Source organism: Streptomyces sp. NPDC002206, from assembly GCF_053593595.1.
In genome coordinates this window covers 57,595-84,474 of the sequence record NZ_JBSFCW010000021.1, presented here as the reverse complement: position 1 = coordinate 84,474, position 26,880 = coordinate 57,595, and the positions used below count along the sequence as shown (strand labels likewise).

23 protein-coding genes, 2 tRNA genes and 2 pseudogenes are annotated in these 26,880 nt (G+C 70.1%); 7 read left to right on the top strand and 20 right to left on the bottom strand.

Annotated features, from left to right (window positions below; all coding sequences use genetic code 11):
* Positions 1-6: 6 nt before the first annotated feature.
* The gene (gene lepA / locus ACWCP8_RS29155) at positions 7-1,881 is read right to left on the bottom strand and encodes a translation elongation factor 4 (protein WP_352262058.1); all 1,875 of its coding nucleotides are present in this window, start codon (positions 1,879-1,881) and stop codon (positions 7-9) included.
* 215 nt (positions 1,882-2,096) lie between these two features.
* Here lepA and rpsT point away from each other — a divergent pair, with 215 nt between their 5' ends.
* The gene (rpsT, locus tag ACWCP8_RS29150; RefSeq protein WP_030921110.1) at positions 2,097-2,363 is read left to right on the top strand and encodes a 30S ribosomal protein S20; all 267 of its coding nucleotides are present in this window, start codon (positions 2,097-2,099) and stop codon (positions 2,361-2,363) included.
* 223 nt (positions 2,364-2,586) lie between these two features.
* On the opposite strand, the gene holA is transcribed toward rpsT, so the two are convergent.
* Positions 2,587-3,573, bottom strand: coding sequence for a DNA polymerase III subunit delta (holA, locus tag ACWCP8_RS29145; protein ID WP_352262060.1), 987 nt, complete (start codon positions 3,571-3,573; stop codon positions 2,587-2,589).
* Between the two features lie 84 nt (positions 3,574-3,657).
* Here holA and ACWCP8_RS29140 point away from each other — a divergent pair, with 84 nt between their 5' ends.
* Positions 3,658-3,903, top strand: coding sequence for a hypothetical protein (locus ACWCP8_RS29140; protein WP_352262062.1), 246 nt, complete (start codon positions 3,658-3,660; stop codon positions 3,901-3,903).
* A gap of 28 nt (positions 3,904-3,931) precedes the next feature.
* On the opposite strand, the gene ACWCP8_RS29135 is transcribed toward ACWCP8_RS29140, so the two are convergent.
* Both ACWCP8_RS29135 and ACWCP8_RS29130 read right to left on the bottom strand, forming a co-directional pair.
* The gene (locus ACWCP8_RS29135; RefSeq protein WP_451119074.1) at positions 3,932-4,816 is read right to left on the bottom strand and encodes a YceI family protein; all 885 of its coding nucleotides are present in this window, start codon (positions 4,814-4,816) and stop codon (positions 3,932-3,934) included.
* A gap of 184 nt (positions 4,817-5,000) precedes the next feature.
* Positions 5,001-5,834 (bottom strand): arylamine N-acetyltransferase family protein, encoded by an 834-nt coding sequence (locus ACWCP8_RS29130; RefSeq protein ID WP_382837345.1) that lies wholly within the window; start codon positions 5,832-5,834, stop codon positions 5,001-5,003.
* 101 nt (positions 5,835-5,935) lie between these two features.
* Here ACWCP8_RS29130 and ACWCP8_RS29125 point away from each other — a divergent pair, with 101 nt between their 5' ends.
* Positions 5,936-6,391 (top strand): pyridoxamine 5'-phosphate oxidase family protein, encoded by a 456-nt coding sequence (locus tag ACWCP8_RS29125; protein WP_451119072.1) that lies wholly within the window; start codon positions 5,936-5,938, stop codon positions 6,389-6,391.
* A gap of 26 nt (positions 6,392-6,417) precedes the next feature.
* On the opposite strand, the gene ACWCP8_RS29120 is transcribed toward ACWCP8_RS29125, so the two are convergent.
* From ACWCP8_RS29120 to leuS, 5 genes are all read right to left on the bottom strand, one after another.
* Positions 6,418-9,009 (bottom strand): ComEC/Rec2 family competence protein, encoded by a 2,592-nt coding sequence (locus ACWCP8_RS29120; RefSeq protein ID WP_451119070.1) that lies wholly within the window; start codon positions 9,007-9,009, stop codon positions 6,418-6,420.
* A complete protein-coding gene (locus ACWCP8_RS29115; protein WP_451119068.1) occupies positions 9,006-9,776 on the bottom strand; it encodes a helix-hairpin-helix domain-containing protein in 771 nt (256 codons plus the stop codon). Before ACWCP8_RS29115 ends, ACWCP8_RS29120 begins: the two co-directional genes overlap by 4 nt.
* A gap of 447 nt (positions 9,777-10,223) precedes the next feature.
* Entirely contained in the window at positions 10,224-11,069 is an 846-nt protein-coding gene (locus tag ACWCP8_RS29110) for a DegV family protein (protein ID WP_352262074.1), read from the bottom strand.
* A 138-nt stretch (positions 11,070-11,207) separates the two neighbouring features.
* On the bottom strand, positions 11,208-11,927 hold the full coding sequence (locus ACWCP8_RS29105) for a hypothetical protein (protein ID WP_451119066.1): 720 nt from the start codon (positions 11,925-11,927) through the stop codon (positions 11,208-11,210).
* Between the two features lie 152 nt (positions 11,928-12,079).
* Positions 12,080-14,953, bottom strand: coding sequence for a leucine--tRNA ligase (leuS, locus tag ACWCP8_RS29100; protein WP_352262078.1), 2,874 nt, complete (start codon positions 14,951-14,953; stop codon positions 12,080-12,082).
* Positions 14,954-15,415: 462 nt separating this feature from the next.
* Between leuS and ACWCP8_RS29095 the strand changes: the two genes are divergently transcribed.
* Positions 15,416-16,774: a hypothetical protein gene (locus ACWCP8_RS29095; protein WP_451119064.1), complete on the top strand. Its 1,359-nt coding sequence runs from the start codon at positions 15,416-15,418 to the stop codon at positions 16,772-16,774.
* Positions 16,771-18,348 carry an NADH-ubiquinone oxidoreductase-F iron-sulfur binding region domain-containing protein gene (locus ACWCP8_RS29090; RefSeq protein WP_355999363.1) on the top strand — a complete coding sequence of 526 codons (1,578 nt, stop codon included), beginning with the start codon at positions 16,771-16,773 and terminating at the stop codon, positions 18,346-18,348. The genes ACWCP8_RS29095 and ACWCP8_RS29090 overlap by 4 nt, the downstream gene beginning before the upstream one ends.
* A gap of 75 nt (positions 18,349-18,423) precedes the next feature.
* On the opposite strand, the gene ACWCP8_RS29085 is transcribed toward ACWCP8_RS29090, so the two are convergent.
* From ACWCP8_RS29085 to ACWCP8_RS29075, 3 genes and pseudogenes are all read right to left on the bottom strand, one after another.
* Positions 18,424-18,496: transfer RNA gene (locus ACWCP8_RS29085), tRNA-Ala, on the bottom strand.
* A gap of 125 nt (positions 18,497-18,621) precedes the next feature.
* The gene (locus tag ACWCP8_RS29080) at positions 18,622-18,855 is read right to left on the bottom strand and encodes a hypothetical protein (RefSeq protein ID WP_352262086.1); all 234 of its coding nucleotides are present in this window, start codon (positions 18,853-18,855) and stop codon (positions 18,622-18,624) included.
* A 579-nt stretch (positions 18,856-19,434) separates the two neighbouring features.
* Positions 19,435-19,726 (bottom strand): annotated as a pseudogene (locus tag ACWCP8_RS29075) (MFS transporter); the annotation flags it as partial.
* 39 nt (positions 19,727-19,765) lie between these two features.
* On the opposite strand from ACWCP8_RS29075, the pseudogene ACWCP8_RS29070 reads away from it, so the two are divergent.
* Positions 19,766-19,861: pseudogene (locus tag ACWCP8_RS29070) on the top strand (hypothetical protein); the annotation flags it as partial.
* Positions 19,862-20,126: 265 nt separating this feature from the next.
* Here the strand turns inward: ACWCP8_RS29070 and ACWCP8_RS29065 are convergent.
* The 7 genes from ACWCP8_RS29065 to ACWCP8_RS29035 all read right to left on the bottom strand — a co-directional run bounded on the left by ACWCP8_RS29065 (position 20,127) and on the right by ACWCP8_RS29035 (position 24,350).
* Positions 20,127-20,199: transfer RNA gene (locus tag ACWCP8_RS29065), tRNA-Ala, on the bottom strand.
* 140 nt (positions 20,200-20,339) lie between these two features.
* Complete coding sequence (locus ACWCP8_RS29060) at positions 20,340-20,993, bottom strand: histidine phosphatase family protein (RefSeq protein WP_030921157.1); 654 nt, start codon at positions 20,991-20,993, stop codon at positions 20,340-20,342.
* The gene (rsfS, locus tag ACWCP8_RS29055) at positions 20,990-21,421 is read right to left on the bottom strand and encodes a ribosome silencing factor (RefSeq protein ID WP_267005230.1); all 432 of its coding nucleotides are present in this window, start codon (positions 21,419-21,421) and stop codon (positions 20,990-20,992) included. Before rsfS ends, ACWCP8_RS29060 begins: the two co-directional genes overlap by 4 nt.
* A gap of 103 nt (positions 21,422-21,524) precedes the next feature.
* The gene (locus ACWCP8_RS29050) at positions 21,525-23,273 is read right to left on the bottom strand and encodes an LCP family protein (RefSeq protein ID WP_451119061.1); all 1,749 of its coding nucleotides are present in this window, start codon (positions 23,271-23,273) and stop codon (positions 21,525-21,527) included.
* 19 nt (positions 23,274-23,292) lie between these two features.
* Positions 23,293-23,910, bottom strand: coding sequence for a nicotinate-nucleotide adenylyltransferase (gene nadD, locus ACWCP8_RS29045; protein WP_267005228.1), 618 nt, complete (start codon positions 23,908-23,910; stop codon positions 23,293-23,295).
* A 38-nt stretch (positions 23,911-23,948) separates the two neighbouring features.
* Positions 23,949-24,113 (bottom strand): hypothetical protein, encoded by a 165-nt coding sequence (locus ACWCP8_RS29040; RefSeq protein WP_030921167.1) that lies wholly within the window; start codon positions 24,111-24,113, stop codon positions 23,949-23,951.
* Between the two features lie 84 nt (positions 24,114-24,197).
* A complete protein-coding gene (locus ACWCP8_RS29035) occupies positions 24,198-24,350 on the bottom strand; it encodes a hypothetical protein (RefSeq protein WP_176902209.1) in 153 nt (50 codons plus the stop codon).
* 111 nt (positions 24,351-24,461) lie between these two features.
* Between ACWCP8_RS29035 and ACWCP8_RS29030 the strand changes: the two genes are divergently transcribed.
* Entirely contained in the window at positions 24,462-25,607 is a 1,146-nt protein-coding gene (locus ACWCP8_RS29030) for a M48 family metallopeptidase (RefSeq protein WP_451119058.1), read from the top strand.
* Here the strand turns inward: ACWCP8_RS29030 and ACWCP8_RS29025 are convergent.
* A complete protein-coding gene (locus ACWCP8_RS29025) occupies positions 25,525-26,661 on the bottom strand; it encodes an SCO2583 family membrane protein (RefSeq protein WP_451119057.1) in 1,137 nt (378 codons plus the stop codon). The genes ACWCP8_RS29030 and ACWCP8_RS29025 overlap by 83 nt on opposite strands.
* Positions 26,662-26,880: the final 219 nt, after the last annotated feature.

The window sequence follows — 26,880 nt, the reverse complement described above, 5'->3', positions numbered from 1 at the left end:
CGGGAACTACTTCTTGCCCTTGCTCTCCCCGCCCGACTCGTCGGTGGACAGCACGGCGATGAAGGCCTCCTGCGGCACCTCCACATTGCCGACCATCTTCATCCGCTTCTTGCCTTCCTTCTGCTTCTCCAGCAGCTTCCGCTTACGGGAGATGTCACCGCCGTAGCACTTGGCGAGAACGTCCTTGCGGATGGCGCGGACGGTCTCACGGGCGATGACCCGGGAGCCGATGGCCGCCTGGATCGGCACCTCGAAGTTCTGCCGCGGGATGAGCTCGCGCAGCTTGGCGACGAGCCGCACGCCGTACGCGTACGCCTTGTCCTTGTGCGTGACCGCGGAGAACGCGTCGACCTTGTCGCCGTGCAGCAGGATGTCGACCTTGACGAGGTGGGCGGACTGCTCGCCGGTGGGCTCGTAGTCGAGCGAGGCGTAGCCGCGGGTCTTGGACTTCAGCTGGTCGAAGAAGTCGAAGACGATCTCGGCGAGGGGCAGGGTGTAGCGGATCTCGACCCGGTCCTCGGAGAGGTAGTCCATGCCGAGCAGGGTGCCGCGCCGGTTCTGGCAGAGCTCCATGATCGCGCCGATGAACTCGCTGGGGGCGAGGACGGTGGCACGTACGACCGGCTCGTGCACCTTGTCGATCTTGCCCTCGGGGAACTCGCTCGGGTTGGTGACGATGTGCTCGCTGCCGTCCTCCATCTCGACGCGGTAGACCACGTTGGGGGCGGTGGCGATGAGCTCCAGACCGAACTCGCGCTCCAGGCGCTCGCGGATCACGTCGAGGTGCAGCAGCCCGAGGAAGCCGACACGGAAGCCGAAGCCGAGGGCCGCGGAGGTCTCCGGCTCGTACACCAGGGCGGCGTCGTTGAGCTGGAGCTTGTCGAGGGCCTCGCGCAGGTCCGGGTAGTCGGAGCCGTCCAGCGGATACAGACCTGAGAACACCATCGGCTTGGGGTCCTTGTAACCGCCCAGCGCCTCGGTCGCACCCTTGCTCAGGGAGGTGATCGTGTCACCGACCTTGGACTGCCGGACGTCCTTCACCCCGGTGATGATGTAGCCCACTTCGCCCACACCGATGCCGTCGGCCGGGGTCATCTCCGGGGAGGAGACACCGATCTCCAGCAGTTCATGGGTGGCGCCGGTGGACATCATCTTGATGCGCTCGCGCTTGTTGAGCTGACCGTCGACGACACGGACATACGTGACGACGCCGCGGTACGAGTCGTAGACCGAGTCGAAGATCATCGCGCGGGCCGGGGCATCGGCCTTGCCGATCGGCGCCGGGACATCCCTGACCACGCGGTTCAGCAGCGCGTCCACGCCGACGCCGGTCTTCGCCGAGACCTTGAGGACGTCCTCGGGCTGGCAGCCGATGAGGTTGGCCAGCTCCTCGGAGAACTTCTCGGGCTGCGCGGCCGGCAGGTCGATCTTGTTGAGCACCGGAACGATGGTGAGGTCGTTCTCCATCGCCAGGTACAGGTTGGCCAGCGTCTGGGCCTCGATGCCCTGCGCGGCGTCGACCAGCAGGACCGTGCCCTCGCAGGCGGCGAGCGAGCGGGAGACCTCGTACGTGAAGTCCACGTGGCCCGGGGTGTCGATCATGTTGAGGATGTGGGTGCTGCCCTCGCCCTCGCCCGTGGTGGGCGCCCACGGCAGACGGACCGCCTGGGACTTGATGGTGATGCCGCGCTCGCGCTCGATGTCCATCCGGTCGAGGTACTGAGCGCGCATCTGCCGCTGGTCGACCACGCCCGTCAGCTGGAGCATCCGGTCGGCAAGGGTCGACTTGCCGTGGTCGATGTGAGCGATGATGCAGAAGTTGCGGATCAGCGCCGGGTCGGTACGGCTCGGCTCGGGCACGTGGGTAGGAGTCGCGGGCACGCAGGGTCCTGATTCTTGAGACGCCGAACGCCGTGTCTCGGGTCGATGTCGGGTCGGTCGGATCGATACGTAGCTTCCATCGTCCCACGGCTGCGGGGCAGAGACCGGTTTGGGCCGGTCGGAGCGCGGCTGGTACCGTTGACAGCTGTGCCTCGTGGCTCTTACGGGCAGCGGGGCGCACATCGAAGATCCAACGAACCTGAAAAGGCTCTTTCGTGGCGAACATCAAGTCCCAGATCAAGCGGAACAAGACGAACGAGAAGGCGCGCCTGCGCAACAAGGCCGTCAAGTCCTCGCTCAAGACCGCGATCCGCAAGGCCCGTGAGGCTGCCGCAGCGGGCGACGTCGAGAAGGCCACCACGGCCGTTCGCGACGCTTCGCGCGCGCTCGACAAGGCTGTCTCGAAGGGCGTCATCCACAAGAACGCCGCCGCCAACAAGAAGTCGGCGCTGGCCTCCAAGGTTGCCGCCCTCCAGGGCTGAGCTTTCTGATGTAACTGCCGGAACGGACCAGCGGGCCCTCTCTCCCGCCCCTGCCCGGCCCCCGCGCCGCACACCGAACCTGCGTTCGCCACGCGGGTGCGGCGCACAGAGCTAGAACCGAGGCCCCGGCCCGCCACCCTCCCCAGGGCGGTGAACCGGGGCCTTCGGCATACCCGCTCGAGCCCAGCCGGTCACGACCGGCGCCCACCTCGCCGTCCCACGGTCACCGGCCGCTCCGCGCCGCCCGCGCAACAGCAACGACGGCCTTCTCAAGGGCGTACTCGGGGTCGTCCCCACCACCCTTCACGCCCGCATCGGCATCCGCGACCGCCCGCAGCGCCATCGCCACCCCGTCCGGCGTCCACCCCCGCATCTGCTGCCGCACCCGGTCGATCTTCCACGGCGGCATCCCCAGCTCACGCGCAAGATCCGCCGGACGCCCCCCGCGTGCCGAGGACAGCTTGCCGATGGCTCGTACGCCCTGCGCGAGCGCACTGGTGATCAGTACGGGCGCCACCCCGGTCGACAGCGACCAGCGCAACGCCTCCAGCGCCTCCGCCGCCCGTCCCTCCACCGCCCGGTCGGCAACGGTGAAGCTGGACGCCTCCGCACGGCCGGTGTAGTAGCGCCCGACCACCGCCTCGTCGATCGTGCCCTCGACATCCGCGACCAGCTGCGACACCGCACTCGCCAGCTCCCGCAGATCGCTGCCGATGGAGTCGACGAGCGCCTGGCAGGCCTCGGGGCTCGCGGAACGCCCCAGCGCCCGGAACTCCGACCGTACGAACGAGAGCCGCTCGGCGGGCTTGGTCGTCTTCGGGCAGGCAACCTCCCGCGCACCCGCCTTGCGCGCCGCGTCCAGCAGCGCCTTGCCCTTGGCGCCGCCCGCATGGAGCAGCACGAGCGTGATCTCCTCGACCGGCGCACCGAGGTACGCCTTGACGTCCTTCACCGTGTCGGCGGAGAGATCCTGCGCATTACGCACGATCACCACCTTGCGCTCGGCGAAGAGCGAAGGGCTCGTCAGCTCGGCAAGAGTGCCCGGCTGGACCTGGTCGGATGTGAGGTCGCGGACGTCCGTGTCGGCGTCGGACGCACGGGCCGCCGCCACCACCTGCTGCACCGCACGGTCGAGGAGGAGGTCCTCCTGGCCCACGGCGAGCGTGAGGGGAGCGAGCGGGTCGTCGGTGGAATTCCTTCTGGTGGCCATCGCCGTCCAGCATCCCACGCCCCAGTGACAGCCCGGCTTGGACCGCCTGTTCCCGCATCCATCGTCGTACCGGAGAATGGGCAGGTGAGCGATGTGAGACATGTGCTGGTGCTGCCCGACCGCGACGCGGCGGAGGAGGTGGCCGGAGAGCTCGCCGACCGTTTCGGTGTCGCCGAGGAGCCCCAGCTCGTACGCGACGCGCTGGCCGGCGAGGACGACGCCGAGGACGCCCAGTGGCTGGTGGTCGTCGACGACCCGGCCGGCCGGCTGGACTCCGCGGCACTCGACGCGTTCGCCGCGGAGTACGAGGGATGGCTGGAAGCGCCTTAGCGGCGCCCGGCCGCAGGCCTCCCCGGAGTCAGCTCTTGGGGACGATCTGGATGTCCATGTCGATGGCGATGCTGGGACCGACGACGGCGATACCGCGGGCCAGCATCGTCTGCCAGGTCAGCGTGAAGTCCTCACGGTGCAGCTCCGTGGTGGCCCGGCACGCCGCCCGGGTCTCGCCCTCAAGACCGTTGCCCAGGCCGAGGTACTGGGTGTCCAGCGTCACCGTACGGCTGACGCCGTGCAGGGTCAGCGCGCCGCTGACGCCCCAGCGGCTGCCGCCCCGGTGAACGAAGCGGTCGCTGTAGAACTCGAGCGTCGGGTAGCGCCCGACGTCGAGGAAGTCGCTGGAGCGCAGGTGGTCGTCGCGCATCTGCACGTTCGTGTCGATCGACGCGGCATCGATGATGACGTGCATGGCGGAGTCCTCCATGCGGTCGGCGATCCGTACCGCACCGGCGAACGTGTTGAACCGGCCGTGGATACGGGCCAGCCCGATGTGACGGGCGGTGAACCCGATCTGCGTGTGGTTCGGCTCGATCTCCCAGTCACCGGGGGCGGGCAGCTGCGGGGGCGCGGAGACCTGAAGCATCACGTCGCCGAGGCCCGCGTGGCCACTCTCGCTGACGGTGGCCGAACCATGAAACGGAGTGAAGCCCTCCGCCGTGACGGCCAGCCGGTATTCGCCCGCCGGGACGGTGGCGAGGACGTTCCCGTACGGGTCCGTCTCGCCGCCGACGACCTTGCGGCCCGCGCTGTCCGTGACCACGAACTCGGCCTGCTGAACAGCCACGTTGACCGGATCGAGCACACGGCAGCTCAGCACTCCCGCATTGCGCGGCACCGCAAGTCCGGCGAGCGGGCTGCCGCCTGCCGCGTGCGTCGCCTTCTTGCTTCCAAGCCAACGGCCGAACATCTTCAGTACCCCCGGGGGAGATTCACCATGGGGCCTGACGGCTGGACGTCGTTGTCGGAGCAGCGGCCCGCCGACGAGCATGCATTCGATCACCCTTGAGGCGTTCGAGGCAAACGGAGGGTCTGGACAGGGCTTGGGCGGAGGTGTTACCGAAGGTCCGAATTGAACGTTCCGCTTGTGTGCGTCAACCGTTCGGCCCTTGAATGCCCGCCTTGTGAACTGTGGGCAGCCGGTCGAGCCGCAGCCCGAAGTGCTCACGGTAGGCGGCGAGCACCTCGGCGTCGGTAGCCAGCGGAACTTCATGTCGCTCGCCACCCACCGTCGTGATGAGGGTGCGCCCGCTGAGGGTGACCCTGCCCACGCCGGTGAGCCGGGAGCAGACCAGGGACCTGGTGAAATGCGAATCGGGCGAGGTGCGGTGGTGCCAGGCGCCGGCCCGGAAGTCCGCGAGAGCCCGCGGCCGCAGATCGAGGCGGTACTGGGGCACCCCGTCACGCAGCACATCGAGATCCCCGGCCCCGGCACCGTCCGTGGCATCGGGCGTCTCCCGGATCCGGTACGTACCCCGCGGGTCCTCCTGGTCCGTACGGTCGTCGAGCACGAGCGGGAAGTGGGCGTGATCGCCGAAGCCGACATCGGCGAGCCAGGGTCCGGTGCCGTCGTCGGTCTCGACGCGCAGCGCGAGGTGGTCGTACGGAATCCCGAGTCGTCCGCCGTCCCCGTAGACGCGGGCCTGGAGCAGGGTGACGCCGAAGCCGAGAGCCCGCAGCAGGGCCGCGAAGGCGCCGCCGAGTTCGTAGCAGAAGCCGCCCCGCCGGACGCCCACCACCTTGTCGAGGAGCGCCTTCTCCTCCAGCACGATGTCCTCGTCGAGATGGATCGACAGATTCTCGAAGGGCACGGTCGTGAGGTGCCGCACCTGCAGATCGCGCAGGGCAGCCGCGTCGGGGCGCGCAGGACGGACGGCGCCGATGCGGTCCAGATAGGCGTCGACGGTCTGTGGCGATTGCGGGTCCATGGCCACAGTCTGTCCCGGTGCACCGCCCTGCGCCATGATCCGGTGGTCCTGGGACCACCGACCGAGGTGCGCGATTGCGCGCGCTCGCTAGCGTGCGGAGCATGACGAACGCGGAGCCGGCGCGCAGCCGGGAACAGCGCAAGCAGGATGTGCTCAGCCGGTTGGAGAAGGACAACGACGCCTGGGTGGCGACCGCTTCGGCGGATGGCGTGCCGACACTGGTGCCGCTGTCGTTCGTGTGGGACCGGGGGACGCTCCTGATGGCCACTCGGCGCACCAATCCGACCGCGCACAATGTGACTCCGACCGGACAGGCCGGGATCAGCCTGGGCCACACCCGCGATGTGGTGCTCATCGACGCGACCGCCGAGGTCGTGGAGGGCGCGGCACTCTCCGCGGAATCGGGCGACGCCTTCGCGACGAAACTCAACTGGGACCTGCGTGGCCGCACGCCCTGGGTGTACCTCCGCTTCACGCCGTATGCGGTCAGGGCTTGGCGGGAGGAGAGCGAACTGACCGGGCGCGAGCTGATGGCCGACGGCAAGTGGCTGATCTGAGGCGGATACGATCGGCCGGACAGGAGTCATGAGCGTCCGACCGCCCGCAGCCGCGGCCCGGAACCCGTCACCGCGATCGCGCCGTCCAGGTCCGTGCGCAGCACCACCGCTCCCCCGGCCCTGAGCGCCTCGACGGTACGGGCCGCCGGGTGCCCGTACGGGTTGTCCTTGCCCACGCTCACCAGCGCGAGTCGCGGGCGAGCACTGCGCAGCAACGCGGGATCCTGGTGGGCGGAACCGTGATGGGCGACCTTGAGGACATCCACCCGCGGCAGCGCCGGGTACTGGCGCAACAACCCCTGCTGGGCCGGTGGTTCGAGATCTCCGAGGAGCAGCAGGGTCAGTCCGCCGGTCCGGACGAACAGCGTGACACTGGCATCGTTGGGCTCCTCCGGTTCGGGGGCTGCTGTGACACCGCCGACGGGCCACAGGACCCGCCAGTCGAGCGGACCGATACGACGCCGCTCTCCCGGCGCCGCCCGCATCACAGGAACCCGTGCGGCGGCGGCCGTTCTGCGTACGAATGCGGCCTGGTCCGGCGGTTCGTCCAGGCTCGTCGTCTGGATCGCGCCCACCGCTCTGCCCCGCAACACGCCGGGCAGGCCCCGGACATGATCCGCGTGGAAGTGCGTGAGCAGCAGCAGTGGCACCCGGGTGACGCCCAGGTCGTGCAGGCATCGGTCGGCGAGCCGTGGATCGGGCCCGGTGTCGATGACCACGCCGTCGCCGGCCCCCGCCGCCAACACCATGGCATCCCCCTGGCCCACGTCGCACATCGCGAACACCCAGTCCGGTGGCGGCCATCCCGTCAGCACCCGGGTCAGCGGCACCGGTCGCAGCACCGCGAGGATGAGCAGCAGCGCCGCGGCCGAACACACCCACGGGTGGCGCGCGATGCGGCGGGCGGACAGCACCGCGAGCGCCGTGAGGGCGGCGAGCAGCAGCGCTCCCTTCCAGCCGTCGGGCCAGTCGACCTCCGCCCCGGGGAGGGCCGCTCCGGTGCGGGCCACGGAGGCGATCCACCCGGCCGGCCACCCCGCGATCCTGGCAAGCAACTGGGCTACCGGTATGGCCACCGGCGCCAGGGCGAGCGCGGCAAACCCGAGGATGGTAGCCGGCGCCACCGCGAACTCGGCCAGCAGATTGCACGGAATCGCCACCAGACTGACCCTCGAGGCGAGCACCACCACGACCGGCGCGCACACCGCCTGCGCCGCGGCAGCGGCACCCAGCGCCTCCGCGAGCCGGGGCGGCACCCGACGCCGCCGCAGCGCGGCACTCCATAGCGGCGCGACGGTGAGCAATGCCCCGGTGGCCAGGACGGAGAGCACGAAGCCATAACTACGGGCCAGCCACGGGTCGTACAGCACAAGAAGCAGAACGGCGGCCGCCAGTGCGGGAATCAGCGATCGGCGGCGCCCCGTGCCGATGGCCAGCAGCGTGATCAGCCCGCAGACCGCGGCCCGCAGCACACTCGGCTCCGGCCGGCAGACGAGGACGAAGGCGAGAGTGAGTCCCCCGCCGAGCAACGCGGTCATCCGCAGCGACAGACCCAACCGAGATGCCAGACCGCGGCGTTCGACCCGCAGCGCGGTGCCGGGTGGCCCGATGAGCAGCACGAGCAGAATCGCCAGATTGGCGCCGGAGACCGCCATCAGGTGCGTGAGATCGGCTGCTTGGAACACATCGTGCAGTTCGGGGGTGACCCGTGAGGTGTCACCGACGACCAGCCCGGGCAACAGCGCACGCGCATCGGGCTCCAGCCCCTCGGTCGCCGTGCGCAGCCCGGCGCGCAGACCACCCGCCGCGCGCTGGAGAAGGGTGGGAGGCCCGGTGACGCGGGGCGGGCCGTTGCCGTCCGGCCGCAGTACGGCGGCGTTGCGCTCCCCGCTGTGCAGAGGCGGCGAGAGGTGGCCGCTCAGGCGCAGCCGCGTGGACGGCAGCAGCCGCTGCCACTGCGCCGCCGAATGACCGGGGGACACGATCACCAGCACCGGGACACGGAGCCGGGTGACGGCACCGTCGGGCGCCGTCAGCCGGGTGATCTCGGCGTCCAGGAGAAGGGCGACCGGGGTGCTGTGGTCACCGCGGACCTGGGTCCGGGTCTGCCGTGCGTCGGATGTGACGGTCACCTCCGCCTCGACCTTCGCGAAGCGCTGCGCGAGACCATGAACCGGCTCCTGCCGCAGGTATGCGCTGTGCAGCCCGGCAGCCGTCGCCCCGGCCGCGGCGCACAGCAGAGCGGCGGCGGCCGCGGTGGCGCGCAGTCGCCGCCGCTTCCGCAGGGCGCTCTCCCCGCCGTCCCGAGCGTCTCCCTCGCCGGCCGGTCGGGCGCACGTGGCTCGGGCCGCCGATGCCCGCGACACACCCAGGAGCACCAGGCCGGCGACGAGACAGACCACTGTTCCCACAGCCGTCCAGCGCCCCGGCACCCCCACGGCGAGGGCCGCGGCTGCCCAGGTCGCCAGGGCAGGCGGGACGAGCCGCAGATCGACCGGGCCCTCCTGTTGCGGGTCGGAGACACCCAGCCGTCGGCCCGATACCGTATGGACGTCCTGATGGGTGTCCGATTGGACGTCCGGACGGCCTTCCGGTCGCAGATCCTCGGGGCGGCTCATGGCCGCACCAGCGGTTGGAGGTCGGCGAACCGGCGGTCGCCGATCCCATTGACCTCACGGAGTTCACCGACGGACCGGAAGCCGCCGTGCTGCGTGCGGTAGTCGACGATGTGCTGGGCGAGAACGGGGCCGACACCGGGCAGGGTGTCCAGCTGTTCCACCGTCGCGCTGTTGAGGCTGACCGGACCGGTCGTGGGGCCGCCACCGGCGCCCGCTGCACCCCCTCCCGCGGCAGCTCCTCCTGTGGCGCCGAAGGCCTGCGGCCCGGGTGGCGCGCCCACCACGACCTGCTCCCCGTCCATGAGCACCCGCGCCCGGTTGAGCCCGGTGAGATCCACGCCGGTCCGGACTCCGCCGGCCGCCCGCAGCGCGTCGGCGACCCGCGCACCGGACGGTAAGGCGTAGATGCCCGGCCGGCGCACCTTGCCGCTCACATCGACGACGATCCGTCCGCCCGGTCCTCCGGTGGGCGGCGGTCCGGGTGACGGATCGGGGGTGCGGGCCCGCTCCACGCCTCGATCCATGCGCGGGTCCGACGCCGGGGCCTGCGCGCCCTCGCTGACCGGATCGGGGGCACGGACGGACTGCGGGCGTGCGGACCAGAAGTGGACGGCGGCGAAGACCGCGGCGGCGACCAGGACGACGGCGAGCGCGGCGAGGGTTCTCGGCTCCAGACCACACCTGAGCTGCAACCACATCGGGAGCCGCTCCCGCACCGCCGGAACCAGCCGCTCCCACCGCCCTGGCGCGATCGGAGCCGTCGGCACCGCCCGCGCGTTCTCCTCTGCCGGAGTCGGCTGCGGTACCGGAGGCGGCGCAAGGCCCACTACCGGCCGGGCGACGCGCCCCCCGTATGCACCGGCCATGAGTGCGTCCGCGCGATGCCGCGATGCCGCCGCGACCCCGGCCGCACGCCCACGCGCCAACCGTCGTCGCCCGGGCGCGGGTCCGGGTCCAGGCACGAAGCCGGACCCGGGACCGTGTCCGGGGCCGACGCCCTGGCCCGCACCGGACCCGCGCCGGGCGCGCACGTCCGACGCCGCAGCGCGGCCGGGTCCACTTCCACTGCTTGCACGGTGTGCTCGATGTGCACGATCTGATCGGGGAGCCATGCCTCATGACGCTAGGCACATTCACCCGAACCCGCCGAGCAGGCCTAAATCCCGTGGAAAACCGACCAGTTGTGGATAACCCCCTCACCTTCACGAGTGAGATCAGCGAGGCGAAACCACTGCTCCGAGCAGACCGGGACCGGTGTGCGCGCCGATGACCGCGCCGACCTCGCTGACATGCAGATCGACGAGTCCCGGAACGCGCTCCCGCAGCCTCTCGGCCAGCCGCTCGGCCCGCTCGGACGCCGCCAGGTGGTGCACGGCGATGTCCACCTGGCCGGTACCCGCCCGCTCGGCGACGATCTCCTCCAGCCGCGCGATCGCCTTCGAGGCCGTCCGCACCTTCTCCAGCAGCTCGATCCGGCCACCGTCCAACTGGAGCAGGGGCTTCACCGCGAGCGCCGACCCCAGCAGGGCCTGGGCCGCGCCGATGCGCCCCCCGCGGCGCAGATAGTCCAGCGTGTCGACGTAGAAGTAAGCGGAGGTGCCCGCGGCCCGCTTCTCGGCAGCCACGACCGCCTCGTCCAGGCTGCCGCCCGCCTCCACCGCCTCGGCCGCAGCCAGGGCGCAGAACCCCAGGGCCATGGCGACCATCCCGGTGTCCACCACCCGTACCGGCACCGGAGCATCCTTCGCGGCGAGCAGCGCGGCGTCGTACGTGCCCGAGAACTCGGCCGAGAGGTGCAGCGAGACGATGCCGACGGCGCCGGCTTCGGCCGCAGCCCGGTACGTGGCGGCGAAGACCTCGGGACTGGGGCGGGACGTCGTCACGGGACGCCGCTTCTGGAGCGCCAGCGCGAGGGAGCGGGCCGAGATCTCGGTGCCCTCCTCCAGCGCCTGATCGCCGAGGACAACGGTCAGCGGCACTGCGGTGATGCCATGCCGCTCCATCGCCTGGGGCGGCAGGTAGGCCGTGGAATCGGTGACGATCGCGACATGGCGGGACATGAGCGGGAGGTTACCTGCCGGGGCGCTGTCTCGGCAGTCCGACCCCGACCGAGTGATCACTTCCGATCGCTTCGAGCCGCATCCTGCCACGACCGATCACATCAGTTCGGGCCCGGGCTTTCAGCCCACCCCTCCTGCTCAATTGGTCGTCTCGGGCCGCACGGCCTTCTGCCAGGGGTAACCGGTCTGCGCCCTGGGGTCCCGAGCCGTGAGCGCCTCCGGACCCTCCTCGCCGGCCTGCGCGCTCCGCGCCCGGTCGCCCCCACGCCCACCAGCCGCACCAGCCGCACCAGCCGCACCAGCCGCAGGCTCCTCCACCGTCCAGTGCCGCAGCGCCCCCGCCTCCACATCGATCTGCGTGTTCAACGCCGCCAGATCGTCGTCGGCGAACTGCCGCGCCCGGTCGCGCGCAGCCCACCGCAGCGACTCCGCCGAATGCGTGATCCGCTCCGTGCGCTGCTTCAGGCCCGGCAGCAGCGACGCGACCGTCGCCCGGTCGGGCTCGCGCTCCAGCCTCTTCAGCTCGTCATCGAGCTCCCGTCCGTGCACGCTCAGCCGCTGGAACAGTCCCAGCGACTCCGACAGCGAGGCGTCCTCGGCCACGCCCGCCTGCAGCGCCTCCTGGGTGGCTCGCATCGAGGTCCGCAGCGAGAGCCGCAGCTGTGCCAGCTCTCCGGCCACTCCTACCTGGCCGAAGCTCTTCGCCCGCAGCGTGGTCTCCTCGACCGTGCGGCGCGCCTGGGTGATCGTGCGGTCCACGCCCCGCTTCGCCGCGCCGATGACCTTGACGCTCACATAGACGCCCAGGGCCATGAACGCGACAAAGAGCAGCCCCAGGATCAGGATCACGGCTTCCATGACGCCCCTTGGATGTCGATTCGGCTGCCGACTACCGGCCCCTCCACCGTAAACGGAACGGGCAGGCCGAGGGTTCCTTCGGAACCCCCAACCTGCCCGTAGGGGAAAGCCCTCACACCATCGTGAGCCGATCGGCGGCTAGCCGGAGACCGTCACGCGGGGACGATGTTGACCAGCTTCGGCGCCCGCACGATCACCTTGCGGATCCCGGCCCCGTCCAGCGCCGCGACCACTGCCGGGTCGGCCAGGGCCAGCGCCTCCAGCTCCTCGTCCGTGATCGACGGGGAGATCTCCAGCCGCGCCTTGACCTTGCCCTTGACCTGCACCACGCAGGTCACGGTCTCGTCCACGACGTACGCCGGGTCGGCGACCGGGAAGTCCTGGTGCACGACCGAATCGGTGTGGCCCAGCCGGCGCCACAGCTCCTCGGCGATGTGCGGCGCCAGCGGCGCGACCAGCAGCACCAGCCGCTCGGCGACGGACCGCGACAGCGGGCCGCCCACCTTGGTCAGGTGGTTGTTCAGTTCGGTGACCTTGGCAATGGCGGTGTTGAAGCGCATCCCGGCCATGTCCTGGCCGACGCCGTCGATGGCCTTGTGCAGCGCGCGCAGCGTGTCCTCGCCGGGCTCGGTGTCCACGACGGTGACCTCACCGGTCTCCTCGTCGACGACGTTGCGCCACAGCCGCTGCAGCAGCCGGTACTGACCCACGACGGCACGGGTGTCCCACGGCCGCGACACGTCCAGGGGGCCCATCGCCATCTCGTACAGACGCAGCGTGTCCGCCCCGTACTCGGCGCAGATCTCGTCGGGCGTGACGGCGTTCTTCAGGGACTTGCCCATCTTGCCCAGAACGCGGCTGACCTTCTCGCCCTGGTAGTAGAACGCGCCGTCGCGCTCCTCGACGTCGGCCGCCGGAACCGCGATGCCGCGGCTGTCCCGGTAGACGAACGCCTGGATCATGCCCTGGTTGTACAGCTTGTGGAACGGCTCAGCCGAGGAGATGTACCCCAGGTCGTGCAGGACCTTGGACCAGAACCGCGCGTACAGCAGGTGCAGTACGGCGTGCTCGGCGCCACCCACGTACAGGTCGACGCCACCGGTCGGCCGGCCCTCGCGCGGACCCATCCAGTACTGCTCGATCGCCGGGTCGACCAGCTGCCGGTCGTTGTTCGGGTCCAGGTAGCGCAGCTCGTACCAGCAGGAACCTGCCCAGTTGGGCATGGTGTTGGTCTCGCGGCGGTACTTCTTCGGGCCGTTGCCGTCGCCCAGGTCCAGCGTGACGTTGACCCAGTCGGCGTTCCGCGACAGCGGGGTCTCGGGCTGGGTGTCGGCGTCGTCCGGATCGAAGGTGCGCGGCGAGTAGTCGTCGACCTCCGGCAGCTCCAGCGGCAGCATGGACTCGGGCAGCGAGTGGGCGATGCCGTCCTCGTCGTACACGATCGGGAAGGGCTCGCCCCAGTAGCGCTGACGGCTGAACAGCCAGTCGCGCAGCCGGAAGTTGACGGTCCCCTCGCCCAGGCCCTTCGCCTGCAGCCAAGCGGTGATCTTCGCCTTGGCCTCGACGACACCCAGGCCGTCCAGCGAGATCTCGTCGCTCGCGGAGTTGACCAGCTTCGCTTCGTACGAGGCGAATGCGTCGTCCCAGGTGGAGGGGTCCGTGCCGCGGTCGTCCGACGGCTCGACAACACAGCGCATCGGCAGCTCGAAGGCGCGCGCGAAGGCAAAGTCGCGCGCGTCGTGCGCCGGGACGGCCATGATCGCGCCGGTGCCGTAGCCCATCAGGACGTAGTCGGCGATGAAGACGGGCACCTTTTCGCCGCTGACCGGATTGGTCGCGTACGCGCCGGTGAAGACGCCGGTCTTGTCCTTCGCCTCGGCCTGCCGCTCCACGTCGGACTTGGCGGCGGCCTGCTTGCGGTAGGCGGTGACGGCCTCGGCCGGGGACGCGTGTCCGCCGGTCCACACCGGGTGGGTGCCCTCGGGCCAGGCGGCCGGAATGATCCGCTCCACCAGGTCGTGCTCGGGCGCCAGCACCATGTAGGTGGCGCCGAACAGGGTGTCCTGGCGGGTGGTGAAGACGGTGATGTCCCCCGCGCCGTCGACCGGGAAGTCGACACGCGCGCCTTCGGAACGCCCGATCCAGTTGCGCTGCTGCAGCTTGATCGCCTCGGGCCAGTCCAGCCCGTCCAGGTCGTTCAGCAGCCGGTCGGCGTAGGCGGTGATGCGCATGTTCCACTGGCGCAGCTTGGCCTTGAAGACGGGGAAGTTGCCGCGCTCGGAACGGCCGTCGGCCGTCACCTCTTCGTTGGCCAGTACGGTGCCCAGCCCCGGCGACCAGTTGACGGGCGCGTCGGAGGCGTACGCCAGGCGGTACTGAACCAGGACGTCGGCGCGTTCGACGGCGCTCAGCGCGCTCCAGTCACGGCCGTCCGGGGTCGGGCGCTCACCGTTCTCGAACTGCGCGACCAGGTCGGCGATCGGCCGGGCCCGGTCCGCCTCGGTGTCGTACCAGGAGTTGAAGATCTGCAGGAAGATCCACTGGGTCCACTTGTAGTAGTCCGCCTCGATCGTCGCGAACGAGCGGCGCTTGTCGTGGCCCAGCCCCAGCCGGCGCAGCTGGGACTTCATGTTCTCCATGTTGGCCTCGGTGGAGGCGCGCGGGTGCGTACCCGTCTGTACGGCGTACTGCTCCGCCGGCAGGCCGAAGGCGTCGAAGCCCAGGGTGTGCAGCACGTTGTGCCCGGTCATGCGCTGGTGACGGGCGAAGACATCGGTGGCGATGTAGCCCAGCGGGTGACCGACGTGCAGGCCCGCACCGGAGGGGTACGGGAACATGTCCATGATGAATTTCTTCGGCTTGGCGGCCAGTTCCGGATTGTCCGCCAGATCGCCGGTCGGGTTCGGCGCCTCGTACGTGCCGTGGGCGTCCCAGAAGTCCTGCCAGCGTGCCTCGATGTCGGCAGCCATTGCCGCTGTATAGCGGTGCGGCGCAGCCACCTCGGATGCGGAATTCGTCTCGCTCATGATCCTCAAAGCTCCATCGATCGTCATCTGCCAGCGCTTACGGAAACGAAAAAGCCCCTCGCACAGGAGGGGACGCCGCGCCGATTCCAACCAGGCATTCACACCGGTCGGGACTGATCAGCGCGGCTCGCTAAGCAGAAGGCGTACGGCACGCATGGCGTCAGGGTACCGCACAGGCCCGGAGCGCAGCCCGGCGCTGCCGCTCTGTGGACAACGACGGCCGGCGGAGCCCCCGGAAAGGCCCGAGGAAGACCCCGGGAGGAGCCCCAGGAAGCGGCAGCGGAGCGTCCGGAAGGCCCCTGCCGGGCTTCCGCGAGGCAGCGGCGGAACGTCCGGGAAGCGGGGGTTACTCCGCGTACCGCCCTCTATTGGGGCAACCGCTCAAACCCCGTACTGGCCGGTATGCAGCGACTTAGCATGCCGCAACGGGACCGCTTTGCCGAACAATTCGGAGTTGCCCCAATGAACCCTCATCGCAAGATCCGCTCATCCCCCACCTTGAGCGCCGGACCGAACCGCTCGGTACAGGGCGGGCTCACCGTCGCCGTGCTGGTTCTCATCCCTCTGCTCGCCGTCGCAGGGAGCGACAACTTGCGCGCCGCACTCGATTTCACCACCGGTGTGCTGTCACTGGTCTCGCTCACCGCCGCGGTGGCCTGGGGCCTGATCGCCACCGACCGGCTGTTCCTGTCCTCACGCCAGCGCCTGATCGGCCAGGGCATCCACCGGGCCGCCGCCGCCGCCTCGCTCGGCTTCCTGCTCCTGCATGTCACCGTGAAGGTCGCGCTCGGACATGTGGCGCTGCTCGGCGCCGTCATACCCTTCGGCCTCGGTGTGCGTGGCACCGCCGGGCTGATCGGTTTCGGCTCGCTGGCCGGCCTGCTGATGGTCGTCACCGCCGCGACCGGCGCGCTGCGCAGCGCCTTCGCCACCCCGGGCCGCATAGCGGGCCGCTGGCGCGCGCTGCACGCACTGTCGTATCCGGCCTGGTGTGCGGCGCTGATCCACGGTCTGTACGCGGGCCGGCCACCCGCGACCTGGGTCGTCGTGATGTACAGCCTCTGTCTGGTCGCGGTGGCCGCCGCCCTGTGCCTGCGGCTGCTGCCGCCGCCGACGAAACGCCGGATCACCGGTCTGATCGCCGCTCTGATCAAGCCGGACGCGCTCCTCTCCGAACCGGATCCGGCGCTCCGCGAGGCCCCGCTGCCCGGCGCGGAGCGCGTACTTCCGCTCGGACGGGAGGAACTGGGCCGGGAGGAACTGCGCCGGGAACGTGCCTACGGCGGGCTCGGCCGGGACGAACTGGGTCGCGACGAGCTCGGGCGGGAGCTGCGAGGCACCCCGCTGCCATCGTCGTTCGACCGCCCGCGCACGCCTCTCTCCGCACCCGCCCCACCGCTGTACGAGGCCTCGTACGAGACTTCGTACGAGGCTCCGCCCCGTAACTCCGACCGTCTGGCCACGAGCCCCGACATCGGACCCGTCGGGGGCACAGGACCCACCCGTACAGGCCCCGACCCCGGAATCTCCGCCGCCTACCGCGCTGTCTCGCGGGCCGCCGAGAACGCGGTCCCGGTCCCCGGGCCGAGCCCCCAGCAACCGGCCGGCCGCTGGCCCGCTCCCTCACCGGCACCACCGGCCCAGGCGCAGACGTTCCGTCCCCCCTATGAACCCGCCCAGGAGCACCCGTACGACCCGTACGGAACCGACGTGCCGACCGGCCCGCTGCCCGCCGTCGACGAGACCGCACCGCTGCCGGGGCCGCTCTATCCGCCCCCTGCCGGAGAACCCTGGCAGGCACCCGCAGGAGACCGACCGTGAATCTCCCCCTCCCCGACGTGCCCGAAGTCCGTGTCGTCGGCCTCCCTCAGCTGACCACCGGGTTCGACCTGGTGGAGCGGCTCGACCTCGCCATGCATCTGAAGGTGCACGGACCGCTCGAACCGATGACCGGAGAGCGCCTGGCCGAACTGGCCGAAACCATCTCGCTGCGTGGCCGCGGCGGTGCGGGCTTCCCCTTCGGGAAGAAGCTGCGGGCAGTCGCCAAGGCATCGATCCGGCGTGGGGTACGCCCCGTCGTCGTGATCAACGGCAGCGAGGGCGAGCCGGCCTGTCGCAAGGACACCGTCCTGTTGAACCGCGCACCGCACCTGATCCTGGATGGCGCCCTGCTGGCGGCGGAGGCGCTCGGCGCCCGCACGCTGATCGTCGCCGTCACCCGCAACTCCACGGAGATCTCCATACGCAACGCTCTCGCCGAGCGTGGCCTGTCCGACCGGCGTGGGCAGCAGTTGCGCGCCCGGGTGGTGCGCACCCCCGAGCGGATGGTCTCCGGCGAGGCCTCCGCAGTCATCAGGGCGGCGGGCGGTGGCCCCGCGCTGCCGCCGGGCCGTCGCGAGCGGGCGGCCGAGTCGGGCGTCGGCGGCGCCCCGACACTGCTGTCGAACGCCGAGACATACGCGCAGCTCGCCGTCGCCGCCCGGATCGGCGCCCGCCGCTACGGGCACACCGGACTGCCCGACGAGCCCGGCACGGTGCTGCTCACCCTCTCCGGCGCCGTCTCGCGCCCGATGGTCATCGAGGTGCCCACCGGTGTGCCCCTGCGGTACGTACTCCAGCTCGCCGGCGCGCCGCCACTGCCCCAGGGCGTGCTGACCGGCGGCTACCACGGCAACTGGATCGATGCGATGGCCACGCACGACGCCGTCGTCTCCCGGGCTTCCCTGGCGGCGGCGGGCGGCGCGCTGGGCGCGGGCGCGATCCTGCCGATCGGGCCCGAGACCTGCCCGCTCGGCGAGTCGCTGCGGATCGCGAACTGGCTGGCCGCCGAGACCGCGGGCCAGTGCGGCCCCTGCAAGCTGGGGCTGCCCGCTGCGGCCGGCGGACTGTCCGACCTGCTGAACGGCGGCGGTCCCGCAGCCCTGGAGGCGTTGCGCGAGGTGACACAGGCGGTGAAGGGCCGGGGCGCCTGCAAACATCCGGACGGCTCAGCCCGCTTCCTGACCTCGACCCTGTCCGCGTTCACGGACGATCTGGCCGCGCACGTCCTGGACGGCGGCTGCGGCCGGGAGACGGTCGGGGTCCTGCCCCTGCCCGCGCCCGGCTACCAGGACCTGGAGGAGTCCATTCCGAGCGGCGAGAAGCTGGCGGTGGACTGGACGCTCTGCAAGGGTCACGGGCTCTGCGCGGACATCGTCCCGGAGCTGATCAGGCTGGGCCCGGACGGCTATCCCGCGCTCGCGGACGCCGCGGTTCCGGTGCATCTGCGGGGGCGTGCGCAGCGCGCTGTGCGCCGGTGCCCCGCGCTGGCACTCCGTATCGAGCAGGCACCGGCGGAACGTCCCGCGCTGCCGCCGGTCGCCGACCGCAAGGCACTTGGCAGCGGCCGCAGTTGACCTGCACAAACAAGCCCTGCACAGACAGGAAGCGGGTCATCCGATTCGGATGACCCGCTTCCTGTTACTTCACTGTGGAGCTAAGGAGAATTGAACTCCTGACCTCCTGCATGCCATGCAGGCGCTCTACCAACTGAGCTATAGCCCCGTGCTGTTTTCCGCCCGGTCTCCCCGGCGACATCGAGAACATTACACGGTCACCCCGGCCCACCACCAAATCGATTCCCCGCAGTGCCGGTATGACCCGATTCGGGAGGGTCGCCGGCGTGGCGCTCAGGCGGTGGCGAAGGAGTAGAAGCGCTTGAGGGCGCAGTGCTCCTCCAGGAGCCGCCCGTAGATCGGCTCCCCCTCCAGTTCCCGATATGTCTCGATCGGGTCGCCTTTTATGATCAGCGCCCGCGCGCACTCCTCGCACCAGTACTGGTACTCGAGGTTGATCGGGTCCATGTCCCTGACGATGGGCGTACCGCTGCCGCACCAGTCGCACTTCCGCCTGTGTGCACCCATGAGTCAGCCGACGCCGCCTTCGGGGAACTCGGAGGCTTCGGGCACTCGGGAAACTTCGGGAACAAAGGGCAGGTCCGCGACCTCGTGGCGGCTCGCAGGCATCGCGCGCTCCCTCCCGTTCAGTCCGTCTCCCCCTCCGGCGGTCCGATTCTGCCATGGCCCCGCAAGGGGGTCAGCCCCGCGGAGAATCGACCGGCTGCCGACGCCGTACGGACCTGCCAACGCACCCGCGATCGCGGCCACCAGGAGCGCGAGGGCGCTTACCCGCAGCGCGCAAGCGGACCCGTGCGCCCCTGGCGCATCAAGGCGGTTGCGGAAGAGCGTGCCGAAGGTCACGACCCCGATCAACCGGCCGAGTTGGGTCACGGGCATCAGCACACGCTCGCATCGGCGGTACCCTCCGGCCGTACGACGGCCGACACGCCCGTGAGGGTGGGACCGAAGCCCGACGCCAGTCCGGCACCCATGACCACCAAAGCCGCATACGGACCGATTCCTCCTCCCCGCCGTCGCGCATCACGAGCCCGACAACCACTGAAGCGACAGCCACCAGGACGAACCCGCCCGGAACCAGGACCTTTTGGGAATCATCACCGCCGCGCCCACGCCCTGAACCAGCCGGAAGGCGATCAACTGCCCGGTGTCCGCAGCCAGTCCGCAGGCGAACGAGGCGGCGGCGAAGACCGCGAGCCCGGCGAGGTGGGCCCGGTCGTGTCCGAGCGGCCCACGAGCCTGGTGCCGATGATCAGCAGGACGTCGTACGAGATGGCGTATCCGGCCACGAAAACCGCAACCCGGTGCCGGACGCGCCGAGTTCGGTACGGATCGTCGGGGCGGCGACATCGACGATGAGGGTGTCGAGCTGGGCCATGAACGGGGCCGCGAGGAACGGGGCGAGCAGTCGGCCGGAGTGTTCCTCCGTGGCGCCGTTGCCGGCGGTGCCGTCATCGACGCGCTCGACCCGCACCCCGCGGTGGTCCACAGCACCGGATACGAGGTCCTCGCCACCAACGCGGCCTACCGTGACCTGTTCGCCGTCCCCCGCGATCACGGCGACAGGGATCCGCAATGTGACGTGGATGCTGTTCACGGTGGCCGAGAAAGACTGCCTCGTCGTGCACCGGCCCCAGGGACTTGCGGGCTGCCGGATCGTGGCGTACACCCCGGCCGACGAGGAGAGCGGGGGCAGGTGGCGGCGCTGGGCCTACGCCGCGAGGGGCGAGCCCGGAACGCGAAGATCCCGCCCCCTGACGGGGACGGGATCCTGATTGTGGAGCTAAGGAGAATTGAACTCCTGACCTCCTGCATGCCATGCAGGCGCTCTACCAACTGAGCTATAGCCCCGCTGTTCGCTGTGTTTCCCTGCGTTTCCGCGCTGCGAACAAGAAGAACTTTAGCCTGTGACCAGCCAGAAAGTGAAATCCGGCCGACGCCGCCCGGAGGCTGCTTTCGGCCACCGAACCGGCGCGCCCCGAAGAGGCGCGCTAGGCGTCGTCGCCGAGCACGGGTTCGGGCAGCGTGCCGGCGTTGTGCTCCAGCAGGCGCCAGCCGCGCGCGCCCTCGCCCAGCACCGACCAACAGCAGTTGGAGAGTCCGCCGAGCCCTTCCCAGTGATGCGCCTCCAGGCCGAGCAGCCGCCCGATGGTCGTGCGGATCGTGCCGCCGTGGCTGACCACGACGAGCGTGCCGCCGTCGGGCAGCTTGTCGGCGTGATCGAGCACGACGGGGGCGGCCCGGTCGGCGACCTCGGTCTCCAGCTCGCCGCCGCCGCGCCGCACGGGCTCGCCGCGCTTCCACGCGGCGTACTGCTCGCCGTACTGCCGGACGATCTCCTCATGGGTGAGGCCCTGCCAGGCACCCGCGTAGGTCTCCCGCAGTCCCGCGTCATGGGCGATCTCCAGCCCGGTGATCGCGGCGAGCTCGGCGGCCGTGGCCGCCGCCCGTCGCAGATCGGAGGCGACGATCGCGTCCGGCTTCAGCGAGGCGAGCAGCCGGGCGGCCCGATGGGCCTGCCCGACGCCGGTCTCGGTCAGCTCGATGTCCGTGGACCCCTGGAACCGGCGCTCCAGGTTCCACGCCGTCTGGCCGTGTCGCCAGAGGACGATCCTGCGGCCCCTGCCGCTACTGCTGCCGTTCAGCTCAGGTCACCTTCCGTGCTGCCGGTGAGCTGGGCGTGCTCCTCGGCCTTGCCGCGAGTCTTGACGGCGTCCTCGGGGAGCGCGATCTCGGGGCAGTCCTTCCAGAGGCGCTCGAGCGCGTAGAAGACACGCTCCTCGCTGTGCTGGACGTGGATCACGATGTCGACGTAGTCGAGGAGGATCCAGCGGGCGTCGCGGTCGCCCTCGCGGCGCACCGGCTTGACACCGAGCTCCTTCTGGAGCCGCTCCTCGATCTCGTCGACGATCGACTTGACCTGGCGGTCGTTAGGGGCCGAGGCCAGCAGGAAGGCGTCCGTGATCGACAGCACGTCGCTGACGTCGTACGCAATGATGTCGTGCGCGAGCCGGTCGGCGGCCGCCTGAGCGGCGGCGTTGATGAGCTCGATGGAGCGGTCCGTGGCGGTCACAAGCAGGCTTTCGTCGGCGGTCAGATCAACCTCTAGGGTCTCACGGACCGCCGACAGCCCACGCAGCGATCTTTCGAAGATCGTTCAGGGCGTGGAGCCCCGACTATTTGATCTTGTAGTCCTGGCCGAGGACAACGGACACATCGACGTTCGCGGCAGGCTTGCCCTGCTTCACCGCGCTCGTCGGCAGGCCCAGGGTCTTGGCGACCTGGGTCGCCTTCTCCTTGTCGGCCGCCGCCTTGTAGACGACCGCGGACGACACCGCGGTGTCGGTGTTCCCGCCGCCGACAAAGGCATAGCCACCGTTGACCAGCCTGATCCGGGCGGACTCCGTGCCGTCCTCGTTCCCGGTGCCGTTCTTGACACCGACCCGCACGGCCGCGTCCTGGTCCGGGGCCTTCACCGTGCCGCCCAGGATGTCCTTGACGACGCTCTCGGTGGCCGCGTCGGTGAGGGTGCCGTCGGGCTGCACCGGCAGCAGTGCCGTCTTGTAGTCGCCGATCTTGGCGTGCTCGGCGAGCTTCGCGAGGGACGCGCCGAGGTCCTTCTCGGGCAGCGACGGGTCCAGGATCTGCGCCAGCGTCTGCACCGTGACCGTGGCGGCCTTCGGATCCTCCGAGATCTTCCGCAGCACTCCGCGCATGACCTGCCCGAACCGCATGAGCTGCTTCGTCTCGGCCTCACCGGGACCCCGGTAGGTGGCGTACGCGACGGCCATCTGGCCGCTCAGGGTCTGTGCCTCGCCCTTCTTGACCAAGGGCGACGCACCCTTCTTGGCGTCCGGCACATCGATGTCCGTGTCGACCTCGATGTTGCCGACCAGGTCGACGAGGTTCTCCAGGTACGGGGTGTCGAGCCGCCACGTGCCGCTGATCTCGGTGCCGAGCAGTGTGTCGATGGACTCGCGGGTGCCGTTGGAACCGTCGTCGTCGACGGACTTGCCGAGAGTGGTCGTGTTGCCCTCGTCGTCGGAGACCGCGAGCGAATTGGGCAACAGGACCGTGGTCCCCTGCTTGGTGGTCACGTTGTCGACGAGCAGCGCCGTGGAGGTGCCACCCTTCTTGGTGTCGTGCAGATGGACCACGATGACGTCTCGCTTCTGCGGACCCGTCGTCGCGGTGTTCTCCTTCTCCGAGCCGCCGAGGCCCGGTATCTTGCCCGCGGACCAGAGGTAGCCGACACCGCCGACCACGACGAGGGCCACCACGACGATCAGTGCGACCATCCGGTTGCGGCCGCGGCGGCGCGCCTCCTCGCGCCGCTCGCTGCGGCTCTCGGTGAACTTCAGCCAGTCGATGACGTCTTCGGAGTCCTCGTCGGGCTCCTCGATGAAGGAGAACTGCTCGGTGCCGTAGTCACGGTCCGCGCGGCGCTGCTCGGGAACGACTGGCTCCGGCTCGAACTCCGGCTCCCGCTCCCGCTGCTGCGGGGCAGGCGCCGGGGCAGCCGTCGGCGTGGGGGCCTGCTGCGGGATGTTCCACTGCGCCGTGGTGTCGACCGCGGCCGGCTGCTGGCCGGTGTCGTAGCCGTATCCGTCGTAGCCGTAGGCCTGCTGCTGAGGCTGTTGAGGCTGCTGGGAGGCGTATGGGTCGTACGGCTGAGGCTGCTGAGGGGGCGGGGACTGCTGAGGCTGCTGGTGCTGGGTGTACGGGTCGTATCCGTACCCCGGCTGCCCCTGCCCCTGCCCCTGCCCCTGCTGTGCATACGGGTCGTACTGCCGCTGGGGCTGCTGGTGTTGTTGCTGCTCCTGCTGCTGCCCGGGCTGCTGATACACCGGCTGCCCGTACTCGTCGTAGCCGACGATCTGCGGCTGCGGGTAGTACGGGTCGTACGGGTTCTGTCGGTCGTTCACCGGTGCCCCTCTCCGTGGCTCATTCGCCGCGGTACAGCTGGCGCTTGTCGATGTAGCGGACCACACCGTCCGGCACCAAGTACCAGACCGGTTCCCCCTGCGCGACTCGCGCACGACAGTCCGTGGACGAGATCGCGAGCGCCGGGACCTCCACGAGGGAGACACCGCCCTCCGGCAGCCCGTCGTCCGTGAGCACGTGCCCAGGCCGTGTCACACCGATGAAGTGGGACAGCGAGAACAGCTCCTCGGCGTCCCGCCAGGTGAGGATCTGCGAGAGCGCGTCGGCGCCGGTGATGAAGAAGAGGTCCGCGTCGCCATGGACCGCGCGCAGGTCCCGCAGCGTATCGATCGTGTACGTCGGTCCGCCACGGTCGATGTCACTGCGGCTGACCGAGAACTGCGGATTGGACGCCGTCGCGATGACCGTCATCAGATAGCGGTCCTCGGCCGGGGAAACCTGCTTGTGGCTCTTCTGCCACGGCTGCCCGGTCGGAACGAAGATCACCTCGTCGAGGTGGAACTGGGCGGCCACTTCGCTGGCCGCCACCAGGTGTCCATGATGAATCGGGTCAAACGTCCCGCCCATCACACCGAGTCGGCGTTTGCCGCGGCCGGTAGGCACTTCCTGCTCTCCCATGCGTGCAGAGCCTACTGGCACAGCTGTACGCCTCTGCCTCAGCGGTCGCGGTTGAAGCGGGTGGTGATCCACAGCAGGAGCAGAAGCGTGACGAACGCACCGCCTCCGGTGAGGTACGGGCTGAGGCTTTCGTGGTTACCACCGTGCTCGCCGCCCTCGGAGGCGAGAGTGACCAGCTGGTGTGCGGTGCTCGTGAGGCTCATCTTCGGCAGGACCTATCGATCGGGAGTCGGAAGGAAGACGTCGCGGACATCGTATGCGGGGGCCCCGGGCACGCTCACGCCGACTCAGTCGTTGTTGTCGTCGTTGCGGTATCCGCGCAGCAGGAACCAGGCGAGCAGCGCCGCGCCGATGAGCGCGGCGAGCAGCACGATCCGAAGGGTGTTGCCCGGGCCCTGGTCCTCGGATGCGGCGGCGAGCAGAGCAACGGTGTGCGGCATGTTGGGCGTCTCCTCAGTTATCCACAGCCCCCCGCACACCGTAGCCCCAGCGCCTACGCTGGGACTTGTCAGGGGGCGAGCGACGTCTCGTACGAACAGGGGGCCCAGTTCATGACCGACAACAGCCACGCGAGTCACGAGCACGTGCCGAGCAGGCAGCGCAGGCGTTTTTCGGGCATCTCGTCCCGGGCGTACGAACACCCGGCGGACCGGTCGGCTCTGGTGGCCCTGCGCAAGCTGAGCGGTTTCGACACGGTGTTCAAGGCGCTGAGCGGCCTGCTGCCCGAGCGCAGTCTGCGGTTGCTCTTCCTCTCCGACTCCGTACGGGTGAGTGACGCCCAGTTCGCCCATCTCAACGAGATGCTGCGCGACGCCTGTTACATCCTGGACCTGGAGAAGGTCCCGCCGATGTATGTGAACCAGGACCCGCAGCCGAATGCCATGTGCATCGGTCTCGACGAGCCGATCATCGTGGTGACGACGGGGCTGGTGGAGCTGCTCGACGAGGAGGAGATGCGGGCGGTCGTCGGCCATGAGGTGGGGCACGCCCTCTCCGGTCACGCCGTCTACCGCACGATTCTGCTGTTCCTCACCAATCTCGCTCTGAAGGTCGCCTGGATCCCGCTCGGCAATGTGGCGATCATGACGATCGTGATGGCGCTGCGCGAGTGGTTCCGCAAGTCGGAGCTGTCCGCGGACCGGGCGGGGCTACTGGTGGGCCAGGATCTGCGGGCCTCCATGCGCGGTCTGATGAAGATTGCTGGTGGCAATCATCTGCACGAGATGAATGTGGACGCCTTCCTCGCCCAGGCGGACGAGTACGAGAAGGGTGGCGACCTGCGCGATTCCGTACTCAAGATCCTCAATGTGCTGCCCCGGTCCCACCCGTTCACCACGGTGCGCGCGGCCGAGTTGAAGAAGTGGTCCGAGAGCCGCGACTACCAGCGGATCATGGACGGCCACTACCCGCGGCGCGAAGACGACAGGGACACGTCGGTGACGGACTCGTTCCGGGAGTCCGCCTCGCACTACGCCGACTCGGTGCGCACCAGCAAGGACCCGCTGATGAAGCTCGTCGGCGACATAGCCGGCGGCGCCGGGGACCTGGGCGGCAAGCTCCGCGACAAGTTCACCGGCGGCAGCCATGGCGGTGGTGCGGCAGGCAAGGGCGGCGCTACGGATGACTCCGGGGCGACCCGGCAGTCGGCGACGGAGGACCCGGGGAGCCCTCAGGGGCCCGGGACGGCCGGGAGCTGACCTCCAGCGTCCCGCAGAGCGCCGCCGTGGGCCGGCCCGTTGCATACGGGTCGGTGCCCGCCGGCCCGCGGGAGGCCGCGCGCTCGCCGGCGAGCAGCGGGTGCAGGGTGCCGGTCGTGTCCGTCGAGCAGGCCTGCGGTCCGGCCTGGACGTAGCTGGTCCGCAGCTCCAGCCGGTGCAGCCGCAGGTCCTCCCGGTCGAAGCGGAAGTGCAGCTCGCGCCGTACGGTGAACAGCGAGACGCCGCCCGCTTGTTGGGGGCCTGAGGCGGCCGGGCGCAGGGCGTACGTGAAGGTGTGGTCCGACACCACCTCCAGGGTGTCGGACCCCGCCTCGGAGTAGGCCAGGGTGCCCTGGACCCGGATGTCCGGGTCGGCCAGCGCCACCTTCGCCGGGTCGAACCGCACCAGCCAGCCGGTCGCGGCATGCTGCCCGTCGTCGGCCGATCGGGTCACGCTCCGGTCGAACTGGTTCGTCTGGTCCGGGTCGAGCAGCAGCCCCACCGGCCGCACCGAGCCGCCGGTGAGGACGTCGGGGTCGAGGGAGGACGCCACCAGGTAGTCCTTGACCGTGGTCAGGGCGGTGGTCACCTGGCTGTCCGAGAAATTTTCGGTCCGCCGGGTCATCGGAAGGTTGATGCCTGCGGCACCTATCCGGAAGTGGGCGGCGGGGCTCGTGGCGAAGAGGTCGGCGGCCTTGCCGCCGGGGACGGCGCCGCGGGGCGCCAGGGGTATGACGGTCGACCGGAGCGGCTCGGCGCGTCTGCCGACGGGTGGCTGGTACGGATTACTGAGGCCCATGTAGACAGCCGTGGCGAAGGCGAGGGCTATCAGGACGATCAGGGCGATGACGGCCCGGGTTCCGGTGCGGAAGTGCCGGGCCGGGAGGCTGCGTACAGCGCGGGCGTGCTCGCCCATGCGCTCCTGGGCGGAGAATTCCTGGAGCCGGGCAGCACGGACGAACGACTCGTCGAAGACGACGGACCGGTACTCGTCCTCACCACCGCCGGGGAGCCCCTCGGGTGCTCCTTCTGGCGGTTCTCCACGGCCTGTCATGACTTCTCCCGACTCCACGTCACCGGCCGAAGCCGACACGCTACGCACTGCTTCGGCCGAAAGGGCCTCGGGCAGGGCCTGTCCGTCACGAGCTCGCATGTGCGGACGGGTGAGAAGCCCCCTCCGGGGGAGGAGGGGTCACACCTTCAGGGTAGGTCGATTGCCACGAACGTAAACGCTCTGGCGTGTGGGAACTCGGAGCGAGACCTCACACGCCAG